The following is a 21,095-nucleotide window of genomic DNA, read 5'->3' on the forward strand; positions in this document are numbered from 1 at the left end:
TTCTCCCTCTCCACACTTCCATAAGCGACAAATAAAGCGGTTTATGCATACATTTATTTTACGTTGAATCCTACCAACGGTAATGAGCAAATGCTTTGTTAGCTTCTGCCATTTTATGAGTGTCTTCACGTTTCTTAACAGATGCACCAGCGTTGTTAGCTGCATCTAAGATTTCGTAAGCTAGACGCTCTTCCATAGTTTTTTCACCACGAAGACGAGCATAGTTTACTAACCAGCGAAGACCTAAAGTTGTACGGCGTTCTGGACGAACCTCAACTGGAACTTGGTAGTTAGCACCACCAACACGACGAGCGCGTACTTCAAGAACAGGCATGATGTTCTTAAGAGCTTGCTCGAATACTTCCATTGGTTCTTTATCTGAACGTTCACGAACGATATCGAAAGCGTTATAAAGAATTGTTTGAGATTTACCTTTTTTACCGTCAACCATCATTTTGTTGATAAGGCGTGTTACTAGCTTAGAATTGTACATTGGATCTGGTAACACGTCACGTTTCGCAACAGGTCCTTTACGAGGCATATTGAGTTCCTCCTTTCATTATAAGTTTATTATTTTTTAGCAGGTTTTGGTCGCTTAGTACCATATTTAGAACGTCCTTGCATACGTTTGTCAACACCAGCTGTATCAAGCGCTCCACGAACGATGTGGTAACGTACCCCTGGTAAATCCTTTACTCGACCACCGCGAATTAATACTACGCTATGCTCTTGTAAGTTATGACCGATACCTGGGATGTAAGCTGTAACTTCAATACCGTTTGTTAAACGTACACGAGCGTATTTACGTAACGCTGAGTTAGGTTTCTTTGGAGTCATTGTACCAACACGAGTACATACACCACGTTTTTGAGGTGCAGAGATATCAGTTGATTTTTTCTTTAAAGAGTTAAATCCTTTGTTTAACGCAGGTGATTTAGATTTCCATACTTTATCAGTACGACCATTTCTCACTAATTGGTTAATAGTAGGCATTTGATTATCCTCCCTTCGCATGTTTGTATGACCACATATCCAGGTGGTTCATTATTAGTTGAAAACAAAGTTTTTGCAAGGAAGAGCAAATGCTCTCTCCTCACAAAAACAGTTTTAACTTATTATTCCTATTGCTGAAGCTCCCACTTGAATCCCCGAAACTTTTCCAAGCTTACGAACTGATTCAACCTTTGTTATGGGTATGTTATGTTGCAAAGCAGTGCGAATGATAACATGGGTTAACCGCACATCAGCATCTTCTGCAATAACAACTTCTTTAACTATACCATTTTTGATTGCTTCCAATGTGCGTTTATGACCAACGACTACATTTTCAGCATTTGACACTTTTTGATAAGACATATAAATATCCTCCAAAGCATCGTTCAGGAGCAACCTTGATTATAGTAACATTTTGACTCATACAATGTCAACTAGGATTAGATGTTTTTATACAAAATTTACGACGGAAAATTTTACTGTTCCACATAAATCTCATCGTTTTCTACATTCATGTTATCTTGTGTTGTTTTTACAAGATCCACTTTGCGATAACGATTCATACCTGTTCCAGCAGGAACAAGTTTACCGATAATAACGTTCTCTTTCAATCCTAGAAGCTCATCACGTTTACCTTTAATTGCTGCATCAGTTAAGACACGAGTTGTTTCTTGGAATGATGCTGCAGATAAGAATGAATCAGTTTCAAGTGAAGCTTTTGTAATACCAAGTAGAACAGGTCTAGCTGTCGCTGGTTGTTTACCTTTCAGTAACACCTTCGCATTCGCATCAGTAAACTGATGGATATCTAGTAATGTTCCTGGTAATACGTCTGTTTCACCTGCATCACTTACACGAACTTTACGTAGCATTTGACGTACCATTACCTCTACGTGTTTGTCACCAATTTCTACCCCTTGCATACGGTATACTTTTTGAACTTCACGTAATAAGTATTCTTGAACTGCTGTAATGTCCGTTACTTTTAGTAATTCTTTCGGATCAATAGAACCTTCTGTTAACTCTTTACCGTGGCTAATTGGCTGTCCTGGAGTTACTTTCAGACGAGCACCGTAAGGAATAGCATACGTACGAGCTTCAACTTCACCCTGTACAACTACTTCTTGGCGATCTTTAACATCGTTGATCGCTGCGATAACACCGTCGATTTCACTGATAACTGCCTGACCTTTCGGATTACGAGCTTCGAAGATCTCTTGGATACGAGGTAAACCTTGAGTGATATCATCTCCGGCAACCCCACCTGTATGGAATGTACGCATCGTTAACTGTGTACCTGGCTCACCGATAGATTGAGCTGCGATAATACCTACCGCTTCTCCTACTTCTACGTCTGTACCAGTTGCTAAGTTACGACCGTAACACTTCTTACATACACCATGGCGAGTGTTACACGTAAACGCTGAACGAATATTTACAGTTTCAACACCCGAATTTTCAACGATATGAGCGATATCTTCAGTAATTAATTGGTTTTCACTAACTAATACTTCACCTGTTTCAGGATGTTTTACAGTTTTTCTTGCAAAACGTCCAACAAGACGATCATATAATGACTCAATTACTTCATTACCCTCTTTAATCGCACCAATTAATAGACCACGATCTGTTCCACAATCATCTTCACGGACAATTACATCTTGTGCAACGTCTACAAGACGACGTGTTAAGTAACCAGAATCGGCAGTTTTAAGTGCTGTATCGGCAAGACCTTTACGCGCACCATGCGTAGAGATGAAGTACTCAAGTACTGTTAAACCTTCACGGAAACTCGATTTGATTGGAAGTTCGATGATACGACCAGATGGATTGGCCATCAGACCACGCATACCAGCAAGCTGAGTAAAGTTAGATGCGTTACCACGGGCACCTGAGTCACTCATCATGAAGATTGGATTGCGTTTATTCAAGGATTTCATCAGTTTTCCTTGGATAACATCTTTTGCATTACTCCAAATAGAGATAACGCGATCGTAACGTTCTTCTTCCGTGATTAAACCGCGACGGAATTGTTTAATTACATTATCTACTTTTGCTTGTGCTTCGTGGAGAATTTCATCTTTTTCGCCTAATACAAGAATGTCAGATACCCCAACTGTAATACCAGCTTTTGTAGAGTACTTGAACCCTAAGTTTTTCATACGGTCAAGCATGCGAGACGTTTCTGTAATTTGGAAACGTTTGAACACTTCCGCAATGATGTTACCAAGGATCTTCTTGCTAAATGGCGCCACTTCTTCGCGACTAGCAATAATTTCTTTAATGTTCGCACCTTTTTCAACGAAATATTCCGCTGGTGTTTCTTTTTCAAGGTTTGAGTTTGTCGGTTCATTAATATAAGGGAACGACTCTGGTAAGATTTCGTTAAATATTAATTTACCAACTGTTGTTAATAGAAGCTTACCTTTTTGCTCTTCAGTAAACGTTACGTTATTTACTGAACTTGCAGCAACTGCAACACGTGTGTGCAGATGTACATATCCATTTTGATATGCAAGTATTGCTTCGTTTGCATCTTTGAAGACCATACCTTCACCGATTGCGCCTTCACGCTCAAGTGTTAAGTAGTAGTTACCTAATACCATATCCTGAGATGGAGTAACAACTGGTTTTCCGTCTTTTGGATTCAAGATGTTTTGTGCCGCTAACATAAGAATACGAGCTTCTGCTTGTGCCTCTGATGATAACGGAACGTGAACCGCCATTTGGTCACCGTCAAAGTCCGCGTTGTATGCAGTACATACAAGTGGGTGAAGACGAATTGCGCGACCTTCTACTAATGTAGGTTCAAACGCCTGGATACCAAGACGGTGAAGTGTTGGTGCGCGGTTTAGAAGTACTGGATGTTCTTTAATCACAGATTCTAAAACGTCCCAAACTTCAGGGTGTACACGCTCAATTTTACGTTTCGCACTCTTAATGTTGTGTGCTAACCCTTTTCCAACTAATTCTTTCATAACAAAAGGTTTGAACAGTTCAAGCGCCATTTCTTTCGGTAATCCACATTGGTACATCTTTAAGTTCGGTCCTACAACGATTACAGAACGACCAGAGTAGTCAACACGTTTACCTAATAAGTTTTGACGGAAACGTCCTTGTTTACCTTTAAGCATGTGAGATAGTGATTTTAATGGACGGTTACCTGGTCCAGTTACTGGACGGCCACGACGACCATTATCAATTAATGCATCTACAGCTTCTTGTAACATACGTTTTTCGTTTTGAACGATGATGCTTGGAGCACCTAGGTCCAATAGACGTTTTAAACGGTTGTTACGGTTAATTACACGACGATATAAGTCGTTTAAGTCAGAAGTAGCAAAACGTCCACCATCTAACTGTACCATTGGGCGTAGTTCTGGTGGGATAACTGGTAGAACATCTAAGATCATCCAAGATGGTTCATTTCCAGAGTTACGGAATGCTTCTAATACTTCTAGACGTTTAATAGCACGAGTACGGCGTTGTCCTTGTGCTGTTTTTAATTCTTCTTTTAAGAAGTCTACTTCTTTATCTAAATCAATGTCTTGTAGTAGCTTTTTAATCGCTTCTGCACCCATAGCAGCTTGGAATGTGCTACCATATCGATCACGATATGCACGGTATTCTTTTTCAGAAAGTAATTGCTTCTTATCAAGTGGTGTATCTCCACTTTCTGTTACAACATAAGAAGCGAAATAAATTACTTCTTCAAGCGCGCGAGGGGACATGTCTAAGACAAGTCCCATGCGGCTCGGGATACCTTTGAAATACCAAATATGAGATACAGGAGCAGCTAATTCAATATGACCCATACGTTCACGACGTACTTTTGCACGCGTTACTTCAACGCCACATCGATCACAAACTACACCTTTATAACGTACACGTTTGTATTTTCCGCAATGACATTCCCAGTCCTTTTGTGGTCCGAAAATACGCTCACAGAACAAGCCATCTTTTTCAGGCTTTAACGTACGATAGTTAATAGTTTCTGGTTTCTTAACTTCACCGTATGACCAAGAACGAATCTTGTCAGGTGAAGCAAGTCCAATCTTCATATATTCAAAGTTATTTACATCTATCAAGGGGCCTACCTCCCTTTTAGTCTACAGGTTATCCCAATTATTCCTTAGTTGTCTCAACTTCGACATTCAATTTATCTGCTGATTGATGATCATCGTCATCTTCTGTATCACGCATTTCAATTTCTGTATCGTCGCTAGACATCATTTTAACGTCCATACCTAAACTTTGCAGCTCTTTAATCAATACTTTGAATGATTCAGGAACGCCTGGTTCTGGAACATTTTCGCCTTTAACAATTGCTTCATAAGTCTTAACACGTCCAACAACATCATCAGACTTCACTGTTAAGATTTCTTGAAGAGTATAAGCAGCACCGTAAGCTTCAAGTGCCCAAACCTCCATCTCACCGAAACGCTGTCCACCGAACTGAGCTTTACCTCCAAGAGGTTGCTGCGTTACAAGTGAGTATGGTCCAGTAGAACGAGCATGAAGTTTATCGTCAACCATGTGCGCAAGTTTGATCATATACATGACACCAACAGATACGCGGTTATCGAATGGTTCACCAGTACGTCCGTCATACAGGATTGTTTTCGCGTCATTTGCCATACCAGCTTCTTCAATTGTGCCCCAAACATCTTCCTCACGAGCACCATCGAATACTGGTGTTGCAATGTGAATGCCCAGGTATCTTGCTGCCATACCAAGATGAAGCTCTAATACCTGACCGATATTCATACGAGATGGTACCCCTAATGGGTTTAACATGATATCGATTGGCGTACCGTCTGGTAAGTAAGGCATATCTTCTTCTGGTAAAATACGAGAAATAACACCTTTGTTACCGTGACGTCCGGCCATCTTGTCACCTTCAGAAATTTTACGTTTTTGAACGATATATGCACGTACAAGTTGATTCACGCCTGGTGGCAATTCATCGCCATCTTCACGGTTGAATACTTTTACGTCTAAGATAATACCGCCACCACCGTGTGGTACACGTAGTGATGTATCACGTACTTCACGCGCTTTTTCTCCAAAGATAGCATGTAATAGACGTTCTTCAGCTGTTAATTCTGTTACACCTTTAGGTGTTACTTTACCAACAAGTAAATCTCCATCTTTTACTTCAGCACCAACGCGAATGATACCGCGCTCGTCAAGGTTACGTAATGCGTCTTCCCCAACATTTGGAATGTCACGTGTAATTTCTTCTGGTCCAAGCTTCGTATCACGAGCTTCTGATTCATATTCTTCAATATGAATAGAAGTGTACACATCATCTTTTACAAGGCGCTCACTCATGATGATCGCATCCTCGTAGTTATAACCGTCCCAAGTCATGAAGCCAACAAGCACGTTACGTCCAAGTGCTAGTTCACCTAATTCCATAGAAGGACCATCCGCAAGGATTTCACCTTTTACAACTTCATTTCCAACACTTACGATTGGACGTTGGTTGTAACAAGTTCCTTGGTTAGAACGAATGAATTTTTGCATTTTGTAGCGATCTAAGTCGCCTTTTACTGTTTGACCGTCAACTTCTACATAGCGACGTACCCAAACTTCACGTGCTTCTACGCGCTCAACAACACCAGGATGTTTACAGATTACTGCAGCACCTGAGTCTTTTGCTGATACGTACTCCATACCTGTACCTACAATCGGAGATTCCGGATTCATTAACGGAACCGCCTGACGTTGCATGTTCGCTCCCATAAGTGCGCGGTTAGAGTCATCGTTTTCTAAGAACGGAATACAAGCTGTCGCTGCCGACACTACTTGTTTTGGAGATACATCCATGTAGTCGATGCGTTCTCTATTTGTGACAATGTTTTCACCACGGAAACGAGCTACGATATCTTCACTTAGGAATTCACCTTCATCAGATAATTTCATATTCGCTTGGGCTACAACATAGTTATCTTCTTCATCTGCTGTTAAATAATCAACATGCCCTGTTACAAGACCAGTTTCTGGGTCAACACGACGATATGGTGTTTCAATGAAACCAAACTCATTTACTTTCGCGAACGAAGATAATGAGTTAATCAAACCGATGTTTGGTCCCTCTGGTGTTTCAATCGGACACATACGACCGTAGTGGGAGTAATGAACGTCACGTACTTCAAAGCCTGCGCGCTCACGCGTTAAACCACCAGGTCCTAATGCAGATAGTCTTCGTTTGTGAGTTAACTCTGCTAATGGATTTGTTTGGTCCATGAACTGAGATAACTGAGAACTTCCGAAGAACTCTTTAATAGATGCAATAACAGGACGAATATTAATTAGCGCCTGTGGTGTAATTGCATTTGTATCTTGGATCGACATTCTCTCACGAACAACACGTTCCATACGAGAAAGACCGATACGGAATTGATTTTGTAATAGTTCTCCAACAGAACGCAGACGACGGTTTCCTAAATGGTCAATATCATCTGTATCCCCTACTTTGTATAGTAGGTTGAAGAAGTAACTGATAGAAGCAAGGATATCACCTGGTGTGATGTGTTTCACATCACGAGTAATATTTGCATTACCAATTACATTAATTACACGTTCGCCTTCCGACTCAGGAGCATAAATCTTAATAGATTGCAGCTCAACATCGCCTTCTACCACTCCACCCATTGGTTTCGCTGTTTTGAATCCAATGTTTTTCTCTAAGTAAGGTAAAATGCGATCAAGTGTACGACGATCTAAGATTGTTCCTTCTGCCGCTAAAATTTCACCAGTTTCTGGATCCACTAATGTTTCAGCTAAACGTTGATTAAACAATCTGTTTTTAATGTGTAACTTCTTGTTGATCTTATAGCGACCTACATTTGCTAAATCGTAGCGCTTTGGATCGAAGAAACGAGACACAAGTAAGCTCTTAGCATTTTCTACTGTTGGTGGTTCACCAGGACGTAGACGCTCATAAATTTCAAGCAATGCTTTTTCTGTACTATCTGTGTTGTCTTTTTCTAATGTGTTGCTTAAGTATTCGTTATCACCTAAAAGCTCGGTGATTTCTTGATCAGAGCCAAACCCTAATGCGCGTAACAAAACAGTTACAGGAAGTTTACGCGTACGGTCAATACGCACATATACAACATCCTTAGCATCTGTCTCATACTCTAACCAAGCTCCGCGGTTTGGAATTACAGTAGCAGTAAAACCACGTTTTCCGTTTTTATCCACTTTGCCACTATAGTATACGCTTGGAGAGCGAACTAACTGGGAAACGATAACACGTTCTGCACCGTTAATTACGAATGTTCCAGTCTCTGTCATGAGTGGGAAATCTCCCATGAACACATCTTGTTCTTTTACTTCACCAGTTTCCTTGTTGATTAGACGCACTTTTACACGAAGTGGTGCTGCATACGTCACATCACGCTCTTTGCATTCGTCTACAGAGTATTTAGGTTCACCTAAGCTGTAGTCGATAAATTCAAGCGATAGATTTCCCGTAAAGTCTTCAATCGGAGAAATGTCTTGGAACATTTCTCGCAAACCCTCATCAAGAAACCACTGATAAGAAGAGGTTTGAATTTCGATAAGATTTGGTAACTCTAATACTTCACTAATACGGGCATAACTTCTTCGTTGGCGGTGGCGTCCGTATTGAACTAGTTGACCTGTCAACTGCTTCACCCCTCAAATCATGAGTATTATAAATGCACAAAAAAATTTGTGCAAAATCACAAATAAATACAACTACTGCTATTAGCGTAGTCTTTTTCTCTTAAAGATAAATACGTTGAGTCTTTCTACCTGCTCAAAAAAGAAAAATGGCTTCTATAAGAAAACCATCATTCTGTTTCATAATCTGCTGATTTTACTATCTTTTCCAAGAGAAACAAAAATATACATCTTTCTCAACGCAGAAAATCATATATTGGCATTGTATAATGTTAACATAGCCAAAAATAACCGTCAACGTTTTTTTGATTTTATGATATAATATCCTTTTTTCTTTTCTACAATCTCAACTTCAGAAAATACTTCTTCTAGTTTTTTCAGCGCAGATGGTGCACCTTGCTTCTTTTGAATAACAATCCAAAGTTCTCCACCTGGAACTAAATACTCCACAGCTTTTTCTAAAATCTCATGTACGATATCCTTACCCGCACGAATTGGAGGGTTAGATAGAATAGCAGCATACTCGCCATCTACATTTTCATAGACGCTACTTTGAAAAATACGTATATTCTCGATTCTGTTATTAGCGGCATTTTCTTTCGCAAGCCCAAGCGCCCTTTCATTCACATCCACCATGTGAACTTCACAACCTTGAAACTCTTTCGCTAACGACAAACCAATAGGACCGTATCCACAACCTACGTCTAATATATCACCTTTAATATCCGGCATTTGAAACGCTTCAATTAAAAGACGAGAACCAAAGTCCACCTCGTTTTTCGAAAACACCCCATGGTCAGATAAAAAAGTAAATTGAGATCCACGAAGTGGAAATTCCCATCGTTTACGATCACTTTTACTAGAAGGGTCGTTAGAAAAATAATGGTCTGCCATATGGCCACCTCTTTTCTTTACAGTTAAAAAAAAAGCTCGCATGAGAGCGAGCTTTTTTTAAAGCATCAAAAGTTAATTACTTAACTTCTACAGCAGCGCCAACTTCTTCAAGTTTAGCTTTCATTTCTTCAGCTTCCTCTTTAGAAACGCCTTCTTTGATTGCTTTTGGAGTGTTGTCAACTAATTCTTTAGCTTCTTTTAAGCCAAGACCAGTGATTTCACGTACAGCTTTGATAACTTTGATTTTTTGAGCGCCAGCACTTGCAAGTACTACGTCAAACTCAGTTTTTTCAGCAGCAGCTTCACCAGCGCCACCAGCTACAGCTACAGGAGCAGCAGCAGTTACGCCGAATTCTTCCTCGATAGCTTTTACTAAGTCGTTAAGTTCTAATACAGTCATAGATTTAACTGCTTCAATGATTTGTTCTTTAGTCATTGTAAATATCCTCCCTTAAATAGGTTTGTATTGTTTTATAGATAACAAGTAATTATCTTTTAAAAAATTAAGCGCCTTGCTCTTCCTTTTGTTCTGCAACTGCTTTAGTAGCAAGTGCAAGGTTACGGATTGGAGCTTGAAGAACGCTAAGAAGCATAGAAAGTAAGCCTTCACGTGATGGAAGAGTAGCGATTGCTTTAACCTCATCAAGTGTTACAAGTTTACCTTCGATTACGCCCGCTTTAATTTCTAAAGCTTCATGTTTTGTAGCGAAGTCGTTTAATACTTTCGCAGGAGCAACTACATCCTCGTTACTGAACGCGATTGCGTTTGGTCCTGTTAAGAATTCGTTTAACTCAGCCATTTCAGCAGATTCTGCAGCACGACGAGTTAGGGAGTTTTTGTAAACTTTGAACTCAACGCCAGCTTCACGTAATTGCTTACGTAATTCTGTTGCTTCAGAAACTGTTAAACCACGGTAGTCAACAACAATTGTAGATTTACTAGCACGAAGTTTGTCCGCGATTTCAGTTACAACTTGTTGTTTAGTTTCGATTACTTTGCTCATGTTATTACACCTCCTGTAGATTATATAGAAGATGTACCGAAAGTGCACTAAAAACCTCCATGCCCAACTTGTAGACATGGAGGCATATAGTCACAGAAAAAAAATTCCGTTTCGTATATTAACACCTAGGTAGGAAATTAAGTCTATTGACACCTACTGTCTACGGTACACTATTTAAATTCACAACATAAATGATTATATTAAATCTTCTTTATGAAGTCAACTTCCAATTTTTACGCTAATGTAGAAACGTCTACGCGTACGCCAGGTCCCATTGTAGAAGCAACTGTTACGTTCTTCATGTAAGTACCTTTTGCAGCAGATGGCTTAACTTTTAATAAAGTGTCAGCGATTGTTTTGAAGTTTTCTACTAATTTAGCATCTTCGAAAGATACTTTACCGATTGGAACATGGATGTTACCAGCTTTATCAACGCGGTATTCAACTTTACCAGCTTTGATTTCGTTAACAGCTTTAGTTACATCGAAAGTAACTGTTCCAGTTTTAGGGTTTGGCATTAAACCTTTAGGTCCTAATACGCGACCAAGTTTACCAACTTCACCCATCATGTCAGGAGTTGCTACTACTACATCGAAATCGAACCAACCTTGTTGGATTTTACCGATGTAATCAGTATCGCCTACGAAGTCAGCGCCAGCAGCTTCAGCTTCTTTAGCTTTTTCACCTTTAGCGAACACTAATACACGTTGTACTTTACCAGTACCGTGTGGAAGAACAACTGCACCACGGATTTGTTGGTCAGCTTTCTTAGGGTCAACACCTAAACGGAATGCAGCTTCTACAGTTGCATCAAATTTAGCTGTGTTTGTTTTCTTTACTAATTCTACTGCTTCTGTTGCAGAGTAAGCAGATGCACGATCAACAAGCTTTGCAGCTTCTACGTACTTTTTACCTCTTTTAGCCATTTTTATTTCCTCCTCGAATGTGGTTTTAGCGGAATAACCTCCCACGTTTACGCCTGTTTTCAGGTATAACCTGAGGATGAGCGCCATCCATTTATTTAAAAACAATAATCATTTACGATAATAAAGGTTGCGAATTGGAATTCCAGACCCGCAACCTTTTTTAAAAACAAATCGAATTAGTCTTCGATAACGATGCCCATACTGCGTGCAGTACCTTCAACCATACGCATTGCAGCTTCTACGCTAGCAGCGTTTAGGTCAGGCATTTTAGTTTCAGCGATTTCGCGTACTTTATCACGCTTAACAGTTGCCACTTTATTACGGTTTGGTTCACCAGAACCAGACTCAATACCAGCTACTTTCTTAAGAAGAACAGCAGCAGGAGGAGTTTTAGTAATGAAAGTGAATGAACGGTCCTCAAATACCGTAATTTCAACAGGGATGATAAGACCAGCTTGATCTGCTGTACGAGCGTTAAACTCTTTACAGAAGCCCATGATGTTAACACCTGCTTGTCCTAATGCTGGACCAACTGGTGGAGCTGGGTTAGCTTTACCTGCAGGAATTTGAAGCTTTACCATTTTAATTACCTTTTTAGCCACGAGACACACCTCCTTAAGTCCGTGATGTGGTCAATTGGACAGTGATTTGCCCTCCCACGTCATATTTTATCTGTAAGGATAAAATCTTTCAAAAAACGTCTCCGATAACGAAGACGTACTGACTTAAAAGATATTATCACTTTTTACAATTCATTTCAAGTTTCATTTTATAATTTTTCAATTTGATGGAAGTCAAGTTCAACTGGAGTCTCGCGACCAAACATGTCCACAAGTACGCTAACCTTTTTCTTCTCCACATCAATTTCTTCAATAGCACCTGTATAATCTGCGAATGGCCCCTCATTTACACGTACTGTCTCATGAAGTTCAAAGTCGAAATCAACCACTTCGTTGTCCATTCCCATATGTTTCATAATGGTAACAACTTCCTCTTCTAATAGAGGTGATGGTTTAGATCCAGAACCAGAAGAACCAACGAACCCAGTTACACCCGGCGTGTTACGTACAACATACCAAGAATCATCAGTCATGATTAATTCTACTAATACATAACCTGGGAACACTTTTCTTTTCATTAATTTTTCTTTTCCGTTTTTCATTTCTACTTCTACTTCTTCCGGGACAACAACACGGAAAATTTTATCTTGCATACCCATTGATTCTACACGCTTCTCTAGGTTTGCTTTTACTTTATTTTCATATCCAGAATAAGTATGGACAACATACCAACTTTTTTCCATTCATTTAGGACGAGCGTCCTTCCCTCCCTGACGTACATTTTTTTGCGCAAATGAAAAAACCCGTTCACCGGGCTTTTACACAGTTCTTATAAATAACATTATATCATGGATAAGTGCTTCTTATTCAAGAATTAACCAAGAATTAACCGAATTAAAGAAGAAATGCCCATATCAACTACTGCGAAGAAAATCGCAAAGAACACAACTGTAGCAACAACAGTCGCTGTTGAGCGGAGTAATTCATCTTTTTTAGGCCAACTTACTTTTTTCATTTCGCGACCTACATCGCCGAAAAAGTTCGTTAAACGCATCTGCGGGACCTCCAGTGTATTATTTCAATTATTTATTTTGTTTCCTTGTGAACTGTATGCTGATTGCATGTTTTACAAAACTTTTTTATTTCAAGTCGCTCTATTGAGCTCGTATCTTTCATAGTAGAGTAGTTTCGATTTTTACACTCTTCACATGAGAGTACAACTTTTTTCCTCATTAGTTACACCAACCTTGTAACATTATGTCCCTAAAAATGTATCATACAATAAAAGACAATGTCAATGACATGCATTTTGTACTGTCTACAAAAGAAAACAGGTGATTTATTTTACACCTGTTGCACTTGTTATTTGTTATGAATTTAAAGTTGTACTTTCTCGCATTTCCATATATCGTTCCAATTTCCTCTTCACCCGCTGTAAAGCGTTATCAATAGATTTCACATGTCTGTTTAACTGTTCTGAAATCTCTTGATAAGAACGCCCATCTAGATATAAAGAAAGTACTTTTCTTTCTAAATCGCTTAATAATTCTGATATTTTTGATTCTATGTCTGTATATTCTTCTTGGCTAATAATCATCTCTTCAGGATCAGTTACCTTCGCTTCAGAAATAACATCCAATAATGTTCGATCAGATTCCTCATCGTAAATCGGCTTATCTAAAGACACATACGAATTTAAGGGAATATGTTTTTGCCTTGTTGCCGTTTTAATAGCGGTAATAATTTGTCGAGTGATACACAGTTCAGCAAATGCTTTGAATGAAGACAGCTTGTCCTCTTTATAATCACGAATTGCTTTAAACAATCCTATCATACCTTCTTGAACAATATCTTCTCGATCGGCACCCACTAAAAAGTAAGATCTTGATTTCGCGCGAACAAAGTTCTTATATTTGTGAATTAAATATTCTAGAGCGTCAGTATTACCTTTTCGAACTAACTCAACGATTGCCTCATCCTCTAAATCACGAAATGTAACGTCGCCTACACTTACGAAGCCTGCTTCCACCTTGATCCCTCCGACCGCTATTTATTTAGCAATATTATACAGTAAAAAGACAAAGAGCGTCAATGCTTCAACGCTCTCCTCTTCTTAATTTTTCTAATTTTTCTGTAATATCTTTACTAAATATCTTTCGCATGGCGGGTTGCTGTTCTTTCGTGTCTTTTGTACGCCTTCTTACTTGTTGCTCCATTGCCTGTACTTCCAACTCTAATTCACGCGCAGATTTCCGAAGGGCACCTTGCGCAAATATAACCCATTGTTCCGTGTAATCAGAAGTCGCAACATATATTCGTGTATTTATATTTCTAAGCTCTATCGCAAGCTGCTCTATCTTTTCGTCTGCAGTTTGATTCTTTCGTGTGAATATTACTTCCACACGAGATTGTTTCATCTTTTTTTCAATACCATGTACTGTATAGGCATCAAAGACTATCATCACTTTTGTACCTGTATAACCTTGATAATCCGCCATCTTATCAATAAGTGCATCTCTTGATGATTGTAAATCTACATCCCGCAGTTTCTTCAAATCTCCCCAAGCTCCGATAATGTTGTAACCGTCAACGATTAAAATATCGTTCATCTTTTATTTACCAATTTCGTGACGTTTACGATATACCTCATACATTAACAAACTTGCGGCTACGGAAGCATTTAAGGATGTAACTTTACCAACCATCGGTAGAGTGATTAGGAAATCACACTTTTCACCAATAATACGACTCATACCTTTTCCTTCACTACCAATTACTAACCCAATTGGCATTTTACCATCTAAATTACGGTAATCCGTTTTCCCTTTGGCATCTGTACCAGCAATCCAAAGTCCACGTTCTTTTAATTCATCAATTGTACGGGATAAGTTCGTTACGCGCGCAACAGGAATGTATTCAATCGCTCCTGTTGATGCTTTCGCAACTGACGCTGTAAGCCCCACAGCCCTTCTCTTTGGAATAATAATTCCATGAGCTCCTGTCGCATCAGCAGTACGCATAATAGAACCTAGGTTATGCGGATCTTCAATCTCATCTAAAATTAAGAAGAATGGATCTTCATTACGTTTTTCTGCCACTTTGAATAACTCTTCTAACTCCGCATACTGATATGCAGCTACTTGAGCAATTACACCTTGATGATTACCCTCAACTAATTGATCTAACTTTTTCTTTGGTGCATGTTGTAAAATAACCTTATTTTCTTTCGCTAACGCTAGTACAATCTGTACTTGTCCTTTGGCAGCACCTTCTGCGATCCAAATTTTATTTATATCTCTCCCTGATCGTAACGCCTCAATTACAGGGTTACGTCCGATAATATATTCACTACTCATGATGATGTGCCCCCTTCCTTTTCTTCTAAAACTGCAATAGCCTTATATACAATTTCGTCTAATCTTTCACGGTTATTTAATAAATGATGATAACCAATTAGCGCTTCAAAGGCTGTACTATGTCGATATGTTTGTACATCCGTATTTTTTGGAACTGTACCTGAATTTGCATTACGTCCTCTTCTTAATACCGCCTCTTCTTCCTCTGTCAAAAACGCCGTCTCTAATAAATGATAAACAACTTTCGCCTGTGCTTTTGCTGAAACAAAGCTTGTCCCTAATCGATGTAATTGATTAGGGCGAACTTTCCCTTTTTGAAGTAGGTGATAGCGGATATATTGTTCATATACCGCATCACCCATGTATGCTAACGCTAAGCTGTTTAATTGCTTTGCATCAATCATTCTTATCCTCTTTTCCATCTTGTACCTTGAGCGGTATCTTCTAAAATAATATTACGGTCTTTTAAGTCATCGCGAATTTGATCTGATAATGCAAAATCACGATTTTTACGAGCTTCAATGCGTTTTTGAATAAGTGCATCAATTTCTTCATCAAGCAACTCTTCTTGCGCTAATTCTAACCCTAAAATATCAAATAATGTTTCAAGTTGTTTTACGTATGCTTCAATTACCACTGTAGACGTATGTTCTTCCAGTAAATATTGATTCGCATGATTTGCCACATTATATAACTCAGTGATTGCATTAGCAGTGTTGAAGTCATCATTCATCGCTTCTTCAAATGCAGTCTGGAATTTTTCCAGTTCCGCTAACCATTTCTCATTATGGTCTGTTAAATCAGTACTACTTTCCATACGGTGTTTTAAGTTACCGTAAGCCGTCTTAATTCTTTCCAGTCCGTTATTTGTGCTTTGTAATAACTCTTCACTGAAATTAATTGGATGACGGTAATGTACCGATAGCATAAAGAATCTAATTAACTGCGGATTATATTGCTTAATGATATCGTGAACTAAAATAAAGTTCCCCAATGACTTAGACATCTTCTCATTATTAATATTAATATATCCATTGTGCATCCAGTAACGTGCAAATGTTTTTCCAGTTAACGCCTCAGACTGCGCAATTTCATTCTCATGATGAGGAAATGCTAAGTCTTGACCACCAGCATGAATATCGATTGTATCTCCTAAGTATTTACGTGCCATTGCCGAGCATTCAATATGCCAGCCTGGACGACCTTTCCCCCAAGGGCTTTCCCAGAAGATTTCTCCTTCTTTAGCATCTTTCCATAAAGCAAAATCAAGAGGGTCTTGTTTCTTTTCTCCTACTTCAATACGCGCACCGTGACGTAAGTCTGCGATTGGTTGATGCGATAATTTACCGTATCCTTCGAATTCCTTCGTTCTAAAGTACACATCACCTTCTGATTCATATGCATATCCTTTATTCACAAGTTCTTGAATAAATTCAATAATAATATCCATATTTTCCGTTACACGCGGATGAACTGTTGCGTGTTTGCAACCTAGTGCCGTTACATCCTCAAAGTACGCTTCAACGAAACGGTCAGCAATTGTCGGCACATCTTCACCTAATTCATTTGCTGCTTTAATTAATTTATCATCTACGTCAGTAAAGTTGGACACATACTGCACATCATACCCTTTATATTCTAAATAACGGCGTACCGTATCAAATACCATAGGTGGTCTTGCATTCCCAATGTGAATATAGTTATAAACTGTAGGTCCACACACATACATCTTTACCTTATTTTCTTCTAATGGAGTAAACTCTTCCTTTTGACGTGTTAACGTATTATAAATGTGAATAGTCATTTTTATCCTTCCTTTCTACCTTTACTTCAAGTTGTTTTTTCAATTTATCAAGTTCTACTTCCATGACCTTTAACTTATCAAAAATTGGGTCTGGAAGGTCAGAATGATTTAATTCTTGACCGATTTTTACTCCATTTTGAATAACGACTCGGCCAGGTATACCTACAACTGTAGAATGTGCAGGGACTTCTTTTAATACGACAGAACCTGCTCCAATTTTAGAATTCTCTCCAACTGTAATAGAACCTAGTACTTTAGCACCTGTTGCAATTAATACATTATCCTGAATTGTAGGATGCCTCTTTCCCTTTTCTTTACCCGTACCACCTAATGTAACCCCTTGATAGATCGTTACATTATCACCAATTTCGCACGTTTCTCCAATTACAACCCCCATTCCATGGTCTATGAAAAAACGACGACCAATTGTTGCTCCTGGATGAATCTCAATGCCAGTAAAGAAACGACTAACTTGTGAGATCCAACGTGCAATAAAGAAGAAATTTTTTTTATAAAAAGCATGTGCAATTCGATGGGCCCAAACTGCATGTAATCCAGAGTAAGTCAAAATGACTTCGAAATAACTTCTTGCCGCTGGATCCTGTTCAAAAACGACTTCAATATCTTCCCGAAGCCTCTTAAACATCGACGTTCCCTCCCCTTTATGGGCTGCTTTTTTGAATGAACTAACTCCCTACTTATCTCCCTAAATCTTTATACACGTAGATAAAATTTATACTCATACCCAGTTTTACGGTATAAAAAAAGACGCCTCTGTCATATTGACAGAGACGCCTTATAAGCGCGGTTCCACTCTGTTTAGGCTAAAAAAGCCTCAAACTCATCTCTGATAACGGTGTACACCGCTTCTGCTTACTTTACGCCCTAAGACGTTTCGCAAAACAATTTACTGTTCAGCAGAAGACTCGAAGGGGCATTTCAAAAATCCGCTTATAAACCACTTCCAGCCTAAAGGTGGTTCTCTCTGTAAAAAGCCTGATTTTCTACTTCTCCTTCTCGTCGCTTTTCCTTATTAGGTTTTAAGTATACTTATTATATTTCTAAACCTAGAAAATGTTAACCAATTACTTTTTGAAGACGATTTAAAACTTTTTCTTTTCCAAGAAGTGCAATAGCATTCGGAAGCTCTGGACCATGTGTTTGACCAGTAGTTGCAACACGGATTGGCATAAATAAGTTTTTACCTTTATGACCTGTTTCCTTTTGAACTGCTTTAATAGCCGCCTTAATTGCTGCTGGTTCCATCGCTTCTAGTGCTTCTACTTGACCAGCAAATGCACGAAGTACTTCTGGTACTTGTTCACCTTTTAATACTTCTTGTCCTTCTTCTTCATAATCAACATGATCTTTGAAGAACATTTCAGAAAGCTCTACAATTTCAGCTCCAAAACTCATTTGTTCATGGTATAAAGCAATTACACCACGGATCCAATCTTGATCTTGTTCACTTAAAGTTTCTCCCACACGTCCAGCTTTCACTAAATGCGGTAAACTTAACTCTACAACCGTATCTAAATCTTGCTTTTTCATATACTGGTTGTTCATCCATTTTAGTTTTTGAGAATCAAATAATGCAGGTGATTTTGATAAACGAGCTGCATCAAACATTTTGATAAACTCATCTTTAGAGAAGATTTCTTCTTCACCTACTGGTGACCAACCTAATAGCGCAATAAAGTTAAAGATTGCTTCTGGAAGATATCCAAGCTCTTTATATTGCTCAATAAATTGAATAATAGATTCATCACGCTTGCTTAATTTTTTACGACTTTCATTTACAATTAAAGTCATATGACCGAATTGTGGGATATCCCAACCGAAAGCTTCATAAATCATCATTTGTTTTGGCGTGTTTGAAATATGATCATCACCACGAAGTACATGTGTAATCTCCATTAAGTGATCATCTACTGCTACCGCAAAGTTATAAGTTGGGATTCCATCTTTTTTCACGATAACAAAATCACCAAAATCATTTGAATGGAATGCAACTTCGTCTTTTACGATGTCTTTGAATGTGTAATCACGATTAGCTGGTACACGGAAACGAATACTCGGAATACGTCCCTCAGCTTCAAATTCTTTCATTTGTTCTTCAGTTAAATCACGGTGGTTACCTGCATAACGAGGTGTTTCACCACGAGAAATTTGTCCTTCACGCTCTGCTTCTAGCTCTTCTTCTGTCATATAACATTTGTAAGCTAAACCACGCTCTAATAAATCTAGATATAATTTTTTATAAATATCTAAACGCTCTGTTTGACGATATGGTCCAAATTCACCGCCAACATCAACACCTTCATCCCAGTCCATACCGAGCCATTTTAAGTATTTTAATTGGCTTTCTTCTCCACCAGCCACGTTACGTTTTACATCAGTATCTTCAATACGAATAATAAACTTGCCATCTAAATGACGAGCAAATAAATAATTAAATAATGCCGTACGCGCATTTCCGATATGTAAGTGTCCTGTTGGACTTGGCGCATAGCGCACTCTCACTTGCTTTTCCATAATTGGTACACCTTCCATTCTTAATGTCTACACATTCTATAATTGTACAACAAAAAAATGTGATTATCCATCTTACGAATTAAAAACCATTATTTTTTCTGTAATAATACCACTGCTTGAGAGGCAATTCCTTCTTCCCTACCTGTAAATCCTAATTTTTCTGTTGTAGTTGCCTTTACATTAATGTTATCTATAGACGTTTCTAACAGTTCACTAATACGTTTACGCATACTTTCAATATGCGGTGCCATTTTTGGCTTTTGAGCAATAATTGTACAATCTAAATTCCCTAACTCGTAACCTTGTTCACGCACAAATTCCCAAACTTTTTGCAACAATACAGCTGAATCTGCATCTTTAAAAGCTGGGTCTGTATCAGGAAAATGCTTTCCGATATCTCCTGCTGCAATGGCACCTAAACATGCATCAGCAATCGTATGTAACAATACATCTGCATCTGAATGGCCGATTAATCCTTTCTCGTGTGGAATTGTAATTCCGCCAATAATTAACGGTCTACCTTCTGCAAATTCATGCACGTCAAAACCTTGTCCAATTCGAAACATTCTTTACATCCTCCTTGAGCTAAACCACTGAGCTTTATGACTCTATATTATATCGATATCCTTACAAAGAAAAGCCCGGCCATTGCCGAGCTTTTCTTTGTTATACACCATCACGGCTATTTTTTCAGAACATGAAGGAAACTTTCAGCAATTAGTAAATCCTCTGGAGTCGTCACTTTAATATTATAGTAACTCCCTTCTACTACACCTACTTGCTTTCCAATACGTTCCACGAGACTTGCATCATCTGTACCAAGAAAACAGCTCTGTTTTGCACTTCTATGAGCTTCTAGCAAAAGAGAAACAGAGAACCCTTGCGGTGTTTGTACAGCCTTAAGCTGAGATCGTTCTACCGTTTCGACAACAACACCTTGCTCTACCTTCTTAACTGTATCCTTTACTGGCACTGCACAAATGGAAGCTCCATATTTTTCTGCTGCTGTTAATACATCTTGAATCACTTTATTCGTTACGAATGGGCGCGCTCCGTCATGTACAAGAACGTATTCAACATCACTCGCATGCTGAATCGCGTTATATACACTATCTTGTCTTTCGGCTCCACCCTGAATAAATTGTACCTGTTTTTCAATCGGATACTTCTGCATTAATTCTTCAAAATACGGGCGTTCCTCTTCGTTAATTGCCATAACAATACTTTTGCACGCTTTATCTCTTTCAAAAGCACGTAATGTATGAACGATAATCGGTACTTCATTTATAAGTAAGAACAACTTATTTTTGCCAGCACCCATCCGCTTTCCTTGGCCGGCTGCCGGAATAATTAATGTATACATATTA

At 38.8% G+C, this 21,095-nt stretch carries 22 protein-coding genes and 2 other annotated features; all 22 genes read right to left on the bottom strand.

The features are described 5' to 3' along the window. Positions 1-70: 70 nt before the first annotated feature. Positions 71-541 (bottom strand): 30S ribosomal protein S7, encoded by a 471-nt coding sequence (gene rpsG / locus AC1Q8L_RS29145; RefSeq protein ID WP_001137492.1) that lies wholly within the window; start codon positions 539-541, stop codon positions 71-73. A gap of 29 nt (positions 542-570) precedes the next feature. Further along, a complete protein-coding gene (gene rpsL / locus AC1Q8L_RS29150) occupies positions 571-993 on the bottom strand; it encodes a 30S ribosomal protein S12 (RefSeq protein ID WP_001142341.1) in 423 nt (140 codons plus the stop codon). A 114-nt stretch (positions 994-1,107) separates the two neighbouring features. Next, a complete protein-coding gene (locus AC1Q8L_RS29155; RefSeq protein WP_000121833.1) occupies positions 1,108-1,356 on the bottom strand; it encodes a 50S ribosomal protein L7ae-like protein in 249 nt (82 codons plus the stop codon). 113 nt (positions 1,357-1,469) lie between these two features. Beyond that, complete coding sequence (rpoC, locus tag AC1Q8L_RS29160; RefSeq protein ID WP_000567943.1) at positions 1,470-5,081, bottom strand: DNA-directed RNA polymerase subunit beta'; 3,612 nt, start codon at positions 5,079-5,081, stop codon at positions 1,470-1,472. Between the two features lie 37 nt (positions 5,082-5,118). Continuing rightward, positions 5,119-8,652 carry a DNA-directed RNA polymerase subunit beta gene (gene rpoB / locus AC1Q8L_RS29165; RefSeq protein ID WP_000147553.1) on the bottom strand — a complete coding sequence of 1,178 codons (3,534 nt, stop codon included), beginning with the start codon at positions 8,650-8,652 and terminating at the stop codon, positions 5,119-5,121. 291 nt (positions 8,653-8,943) lie between these two features. Beyond that, positions 8,944-9,543 carry a class I SAM-dependent methyltransferase gene (locus AC1Q8L_RS29170; protein WP_000763269.1) on the bottom strand — a complete coding sequence of 200 codons (600 nt, stop codon included), beginning with the start codon at positions 9,541-9,543 and terminating at the stop codon, positions 8,944-8,946. Positions 9,544-9,619: 76 nt separating this feature from the next. Next, the gene (gene rplL, locus AC1Q8L_RS29175) at positions 9,620-9,979 is read right to left on the bottom strand and encodes a 50S ribosomal protein L7/L12 (protein ID WP_000159737.1); all 360 of its coding nucleotides are present in this window, start codon (positions 9,977-9,979) and stop codon (positions 9,620-9,622) included. Between the two features lie 67 nt (positions 9,980-10,046). Then, on the bottom strand, positions 10,047-10,547 hold the full coding sequence (gene rplJ, locus AC1Q8L_RS29180) for a 50S ribosomal protein L10 (RefSeq protein WP_000048718.1): 501 nt from the start codon (positions 10,545-10,547) through the stop codon (positions 10,047-10,049). 39 nt (positions 10,548-10,586) lie between these two features. Then, positions 10,587-10,731, bottom strand: a sequence feature (ribosomal protein L10 leader region). A 49-nt stretch (positions 10,732-10,780) separates the two neighbouring features. Then, positions 10,781-11,473 carry a 50S ribosomal protein L1 gene (gene rplA, locus AC1Q8L_RS29185; protein WP_002094239.1) on the bottom strand — a complete coding sequence of 231 codons (693 nt, stop codon included), beginning with the start codon at positions 11,471-11,473 and terminating at the stop codon, positions 10,781-10,783. Between the two features lie 176 nt (positions 11,474-11,649). Beyond that, positions 11,650-12,075: a 50S ribosomal protein L11 gene (gene rplK, locus AC1Q8L_RS29190; protein WP_001085872.1), complete on the bottom strand. Its 426-nt coding sequence runs from the start codon at positions 12,073-12,075 to the stop codon at positions 11,650-11,652. A gap of 167 nt (positions 12,076-12,242) precedes the next feature. Then, entirely contained in the window at positions 12,243-12,776 is a 534-nt protein-coding gene (gene nusG, locus AC1Q8L_RS29195) for a transcription termination/antitermination protein NusG (RefSeq protein ID WP_000415794.1), read from the bottom strand. A gap of 131 nt (positions 12,777-12,907) precedes the next feature. Next, positions 12,908-13,087 (bottom strand): preprotein translocase subunit SecE, encoded by a 180-nt coding sequence (gene secE / locus AC1Q8L_RS29200; RefSeq protein WP_001241323.1) that lies wholly within the window; start codon positions 13,085-13,087, stop codon positions 12,908-12,910. 32 nt (positions 13,088-13,119) lie between these two features. Then, positions 13,120-13,266: a 50S ribosomal protein L33 gene (gene rpmG / locus AC1Q8L_RS29205; protein WP_014481927.1), complete on the bottom strand. Its 147-nt coding sequence runs from the start codon at positions 13,264-13,266 to the stop codon at positions 13,120-13,122. 136 nt (positions 13,267-13,402) lie between these two features. Continuing rightward, the gene (locus tag AC1Q8L_RS29210; RefSeq protein ID WP_000387198.1) at positions 13,403-14,062 is read right to left on the bottom strand and encodes an RNA polymerase factor sigma-70; all 660 of its coding nucleotides are present in this window, start codon (positions 14,060-14,062) and stop codon (positions 13,403-13,405) included. Between the two features lie 67 nt (positions 14,063-14,129). After that, a complete protein-coding gene (locus AC1Q8L_RS29215) occupies positions 14,130-14,642 on the bottom strand; it encodes an NYN domain-containing protein (protein WP_000997887.1) in 513 nt (170 codons plus the stop codon). A 3-nt stretch (positions 14,643-14,645) separates the two neighbouring features. Next, the gene (gene rlmB, locus AC1Q8L_RS29220) at positions 14,646-15,389 is read right to left on the bottom strand and encodes a 23S rRNA (guanosine(2251)-2'-O)-methyltransferase RlmB (RefSeq protein WP_000093765.1); all 744 of its coding nucleotides are present in this window, start codon (positions 15,387-15,389) and stop codon (positions 14,646-14,648) included. Then, entirely contained in the window at positions 15,386-15,793 is a 408-nt protein-coding gene (locus AC1Q8L_RS29225; protein WP_000564261.1) for a Mini-ribonuclease 3, read from the bottom strand. Before AC1Q8L_RS29225 ends, rlmB begins: the two co-directional genes overlap by 4 nt. Positions 15,794-15,795: 2 nt before the next feature. Further along, complete coding sequence (gene cysS / locus AC1Q8L_RS29230) at positions 15,796-17,193, bottom strand: cysteine--tRNA ligase (RefSeq protein ID WP_000152272.1); 1,398 nt, start codon at positions 17,191-17,193, stop codon at positions 15,796-15,798. Beyond that, positions 17,174-17,839 (bottom strand): serine O-acetyltransferase, encoded by a 666-nt coding sequence (cysE, locus tag AC1Q8L_RS29235; protein ID WP_000476500.1) that lies wholly within the window; start codon positions 17,837-17,839, stop codon positions 17,174-17,176. Before cysE ends, cysS begins: the two co-directional genes overlap by 20 nt. 138 nt (positions 17,840-17,977) lie before the next feature. Beyond that, positions 17,978-18,223: a binding site (T-box leader), on the bottom strand. Positions 18,224-18,270: 47 nt separating this feature from the next. Continuing rightward, positions 18,271-19,728 (bottom strand): glutamate--tRNA ligase, encoded by a 1,458-nt coding sequence (gene gltX / locus AC1Q8L_RS29240; RefSeq protein WP_000415150.1) that lies wholly within the window; start codon positions 19,726-19,728, stop codon positions 18,271-18,273. Between the two features lie 89 nt (positions 19,729-19,817). Further along, positions 19,818-20,294: a 2-C-methyl-D-erythritol 2,4-cyclodiphosphate synthase gene (gene ispF, locus AC1Q8L_RS29245; RefSeq protein WP_000488386.1), complete on the bottom strand. Its 477-nt coding sequence runs from the start codon at positions 20,292-20,294 to the stop codon at positions 19,818-19,820. Positions 20,295-20,410: 116 nt separating this feature from the next. After that, a complete protein-coding gene (gene ispD / locus AC1Q8L_RS29250; protein WP_000288307.1) occupies positions 20,411-21,091 on the bottom strand; it encodes a 2-C-methyl-D-erythritol 4-phosphate cytidylyltransferase in 681 nt (226 codons plus the stop codon). Positions 21,092-21,095 lie beyond the last annotated feature (4 nt).

This window comes from Bacillus sp. GW823-FHT06A11 (assembly GCF_058795355.1).

Bases quoted from the DNA above. Each gene is read 5' to 3' on its own strand.
- rpsG (WP_001137492.1), bottom strand. From the start codon at position 541: ATGCCTCGTAAAGGACCTGTTGCGAAACGTGACGTGTTACCAGATCCA.
- rpsL (WP_001142341.1), bottom strand. From the start codon at position 993: ATGCCTACTATTAACCAATTAGTGAGAAATGGTCGTACTGATAAAGTA.
- AC1Q8L_RS29155 (WP_000121833.1), bottom strand. From the start codon at position 1,356: ATGTCTTATCAAAAAGTGTCAAATGCTGAAAATGTAGTCGTTGGTCAT.
- AC1Q8L_RS29170 (WP_000763269.1), bottom strand. From the start codon at position 9,543: ATGGCAGACCATTATTTTTCTAACGACCCTTCTAGTAAAAGTGATCGT.
- rplL (WP_000159737.1), bottom strand. From the start codon at position 9,979: ATGACTAAAGAACAAATCATTGAAGCAGTTAAATCTATGACTGTATTA.
- rplJ (WP_000048718.1), bottom strand. From the start codon at position 10,547: ATGAGCAAAGTAATCGAAACTAAACAACAAGTTGTAACTGAAATCGCG.
- rplA (WP_002094239.1), bottom strand. From the start codon at position 11,473: ATGGCTAAAAGAGGTAAAAAGTACGTAGAAGCTGCAAAGCTTGTTGAT.
- nusG (WP_000415794.1), bottom strand. From the start codon at position 12,776: ATGGAAAAAAGTTGGTATGTTGTCCATACTTATTCTGGATATGAAAAT.
- secE (WP_001241323.1), bottom strand. From the start codon at position 13,087: ATGCGTTTAACGAACTTTTTCGGCGATGTAGGTCGCGAAATGAAAAAA.
- rpmG (WP_014481927.1), bottom strand. From the start codon at position 13,266: ATGAGGAAAAAAGTTGTACTCTCATGTGAAGAGTGTAAAAATCGAAAC.
- AC1Q8L_RS29215 (WP_000997887.1), bottom strand. From the start codon at position 14,642: ATGAACGATATTTTAATCGTTGACGGTTACAACATTATCGGAGCTTGG.
- rlmB (WP_000093765.1), bottom strand. From the start codon at position 15,389: ATGAGTAGTGAATATATTATCGGACGTAACCCTGTAATTGAGGCGTTA.
- AC1Q8L_RS29225 (WP_000564261.1), bottom strand. From the start codon at position 15,793: ATGATTGATGCAAAGCAATTAAACAGCTTAGCGTTAGCATACATGGGT.
- cysS (WP_000152272.1), bottom strand. From the start codon at position 17,193: ATGACTATTCACATTTATAATACGTTAACACGTCAAAAGGAAGAGTTT.
- cysE (WP_000476500.1), bottom strand. From the start codon at position 17,839: ATGTTTAAGAGGCTTCGGGAAGATATTGAAGTCGTTTTTGAACAGGAT.
- gltX (WP_000415150.1), bottom strand. From the start codon at position 19,728: ATGGAAAAGCAAGTGAGAGTGCGCTATGCGCCAAGTCCAACAGGACAC.
- ispF (WP_000488386.1), bottom strand. From the start codon at position 20,294: ATGTTTCGAATTGGACAAGGTTTTGACGTGCATGAATTTGCAGAAGGT.
- ispD (WP_000288307.1), bottom strand. From the start codon at position 21,091: ATGTATACATTAATTATTCCGGCAGCCGGCCAAGGAAAGCGGATGGGT.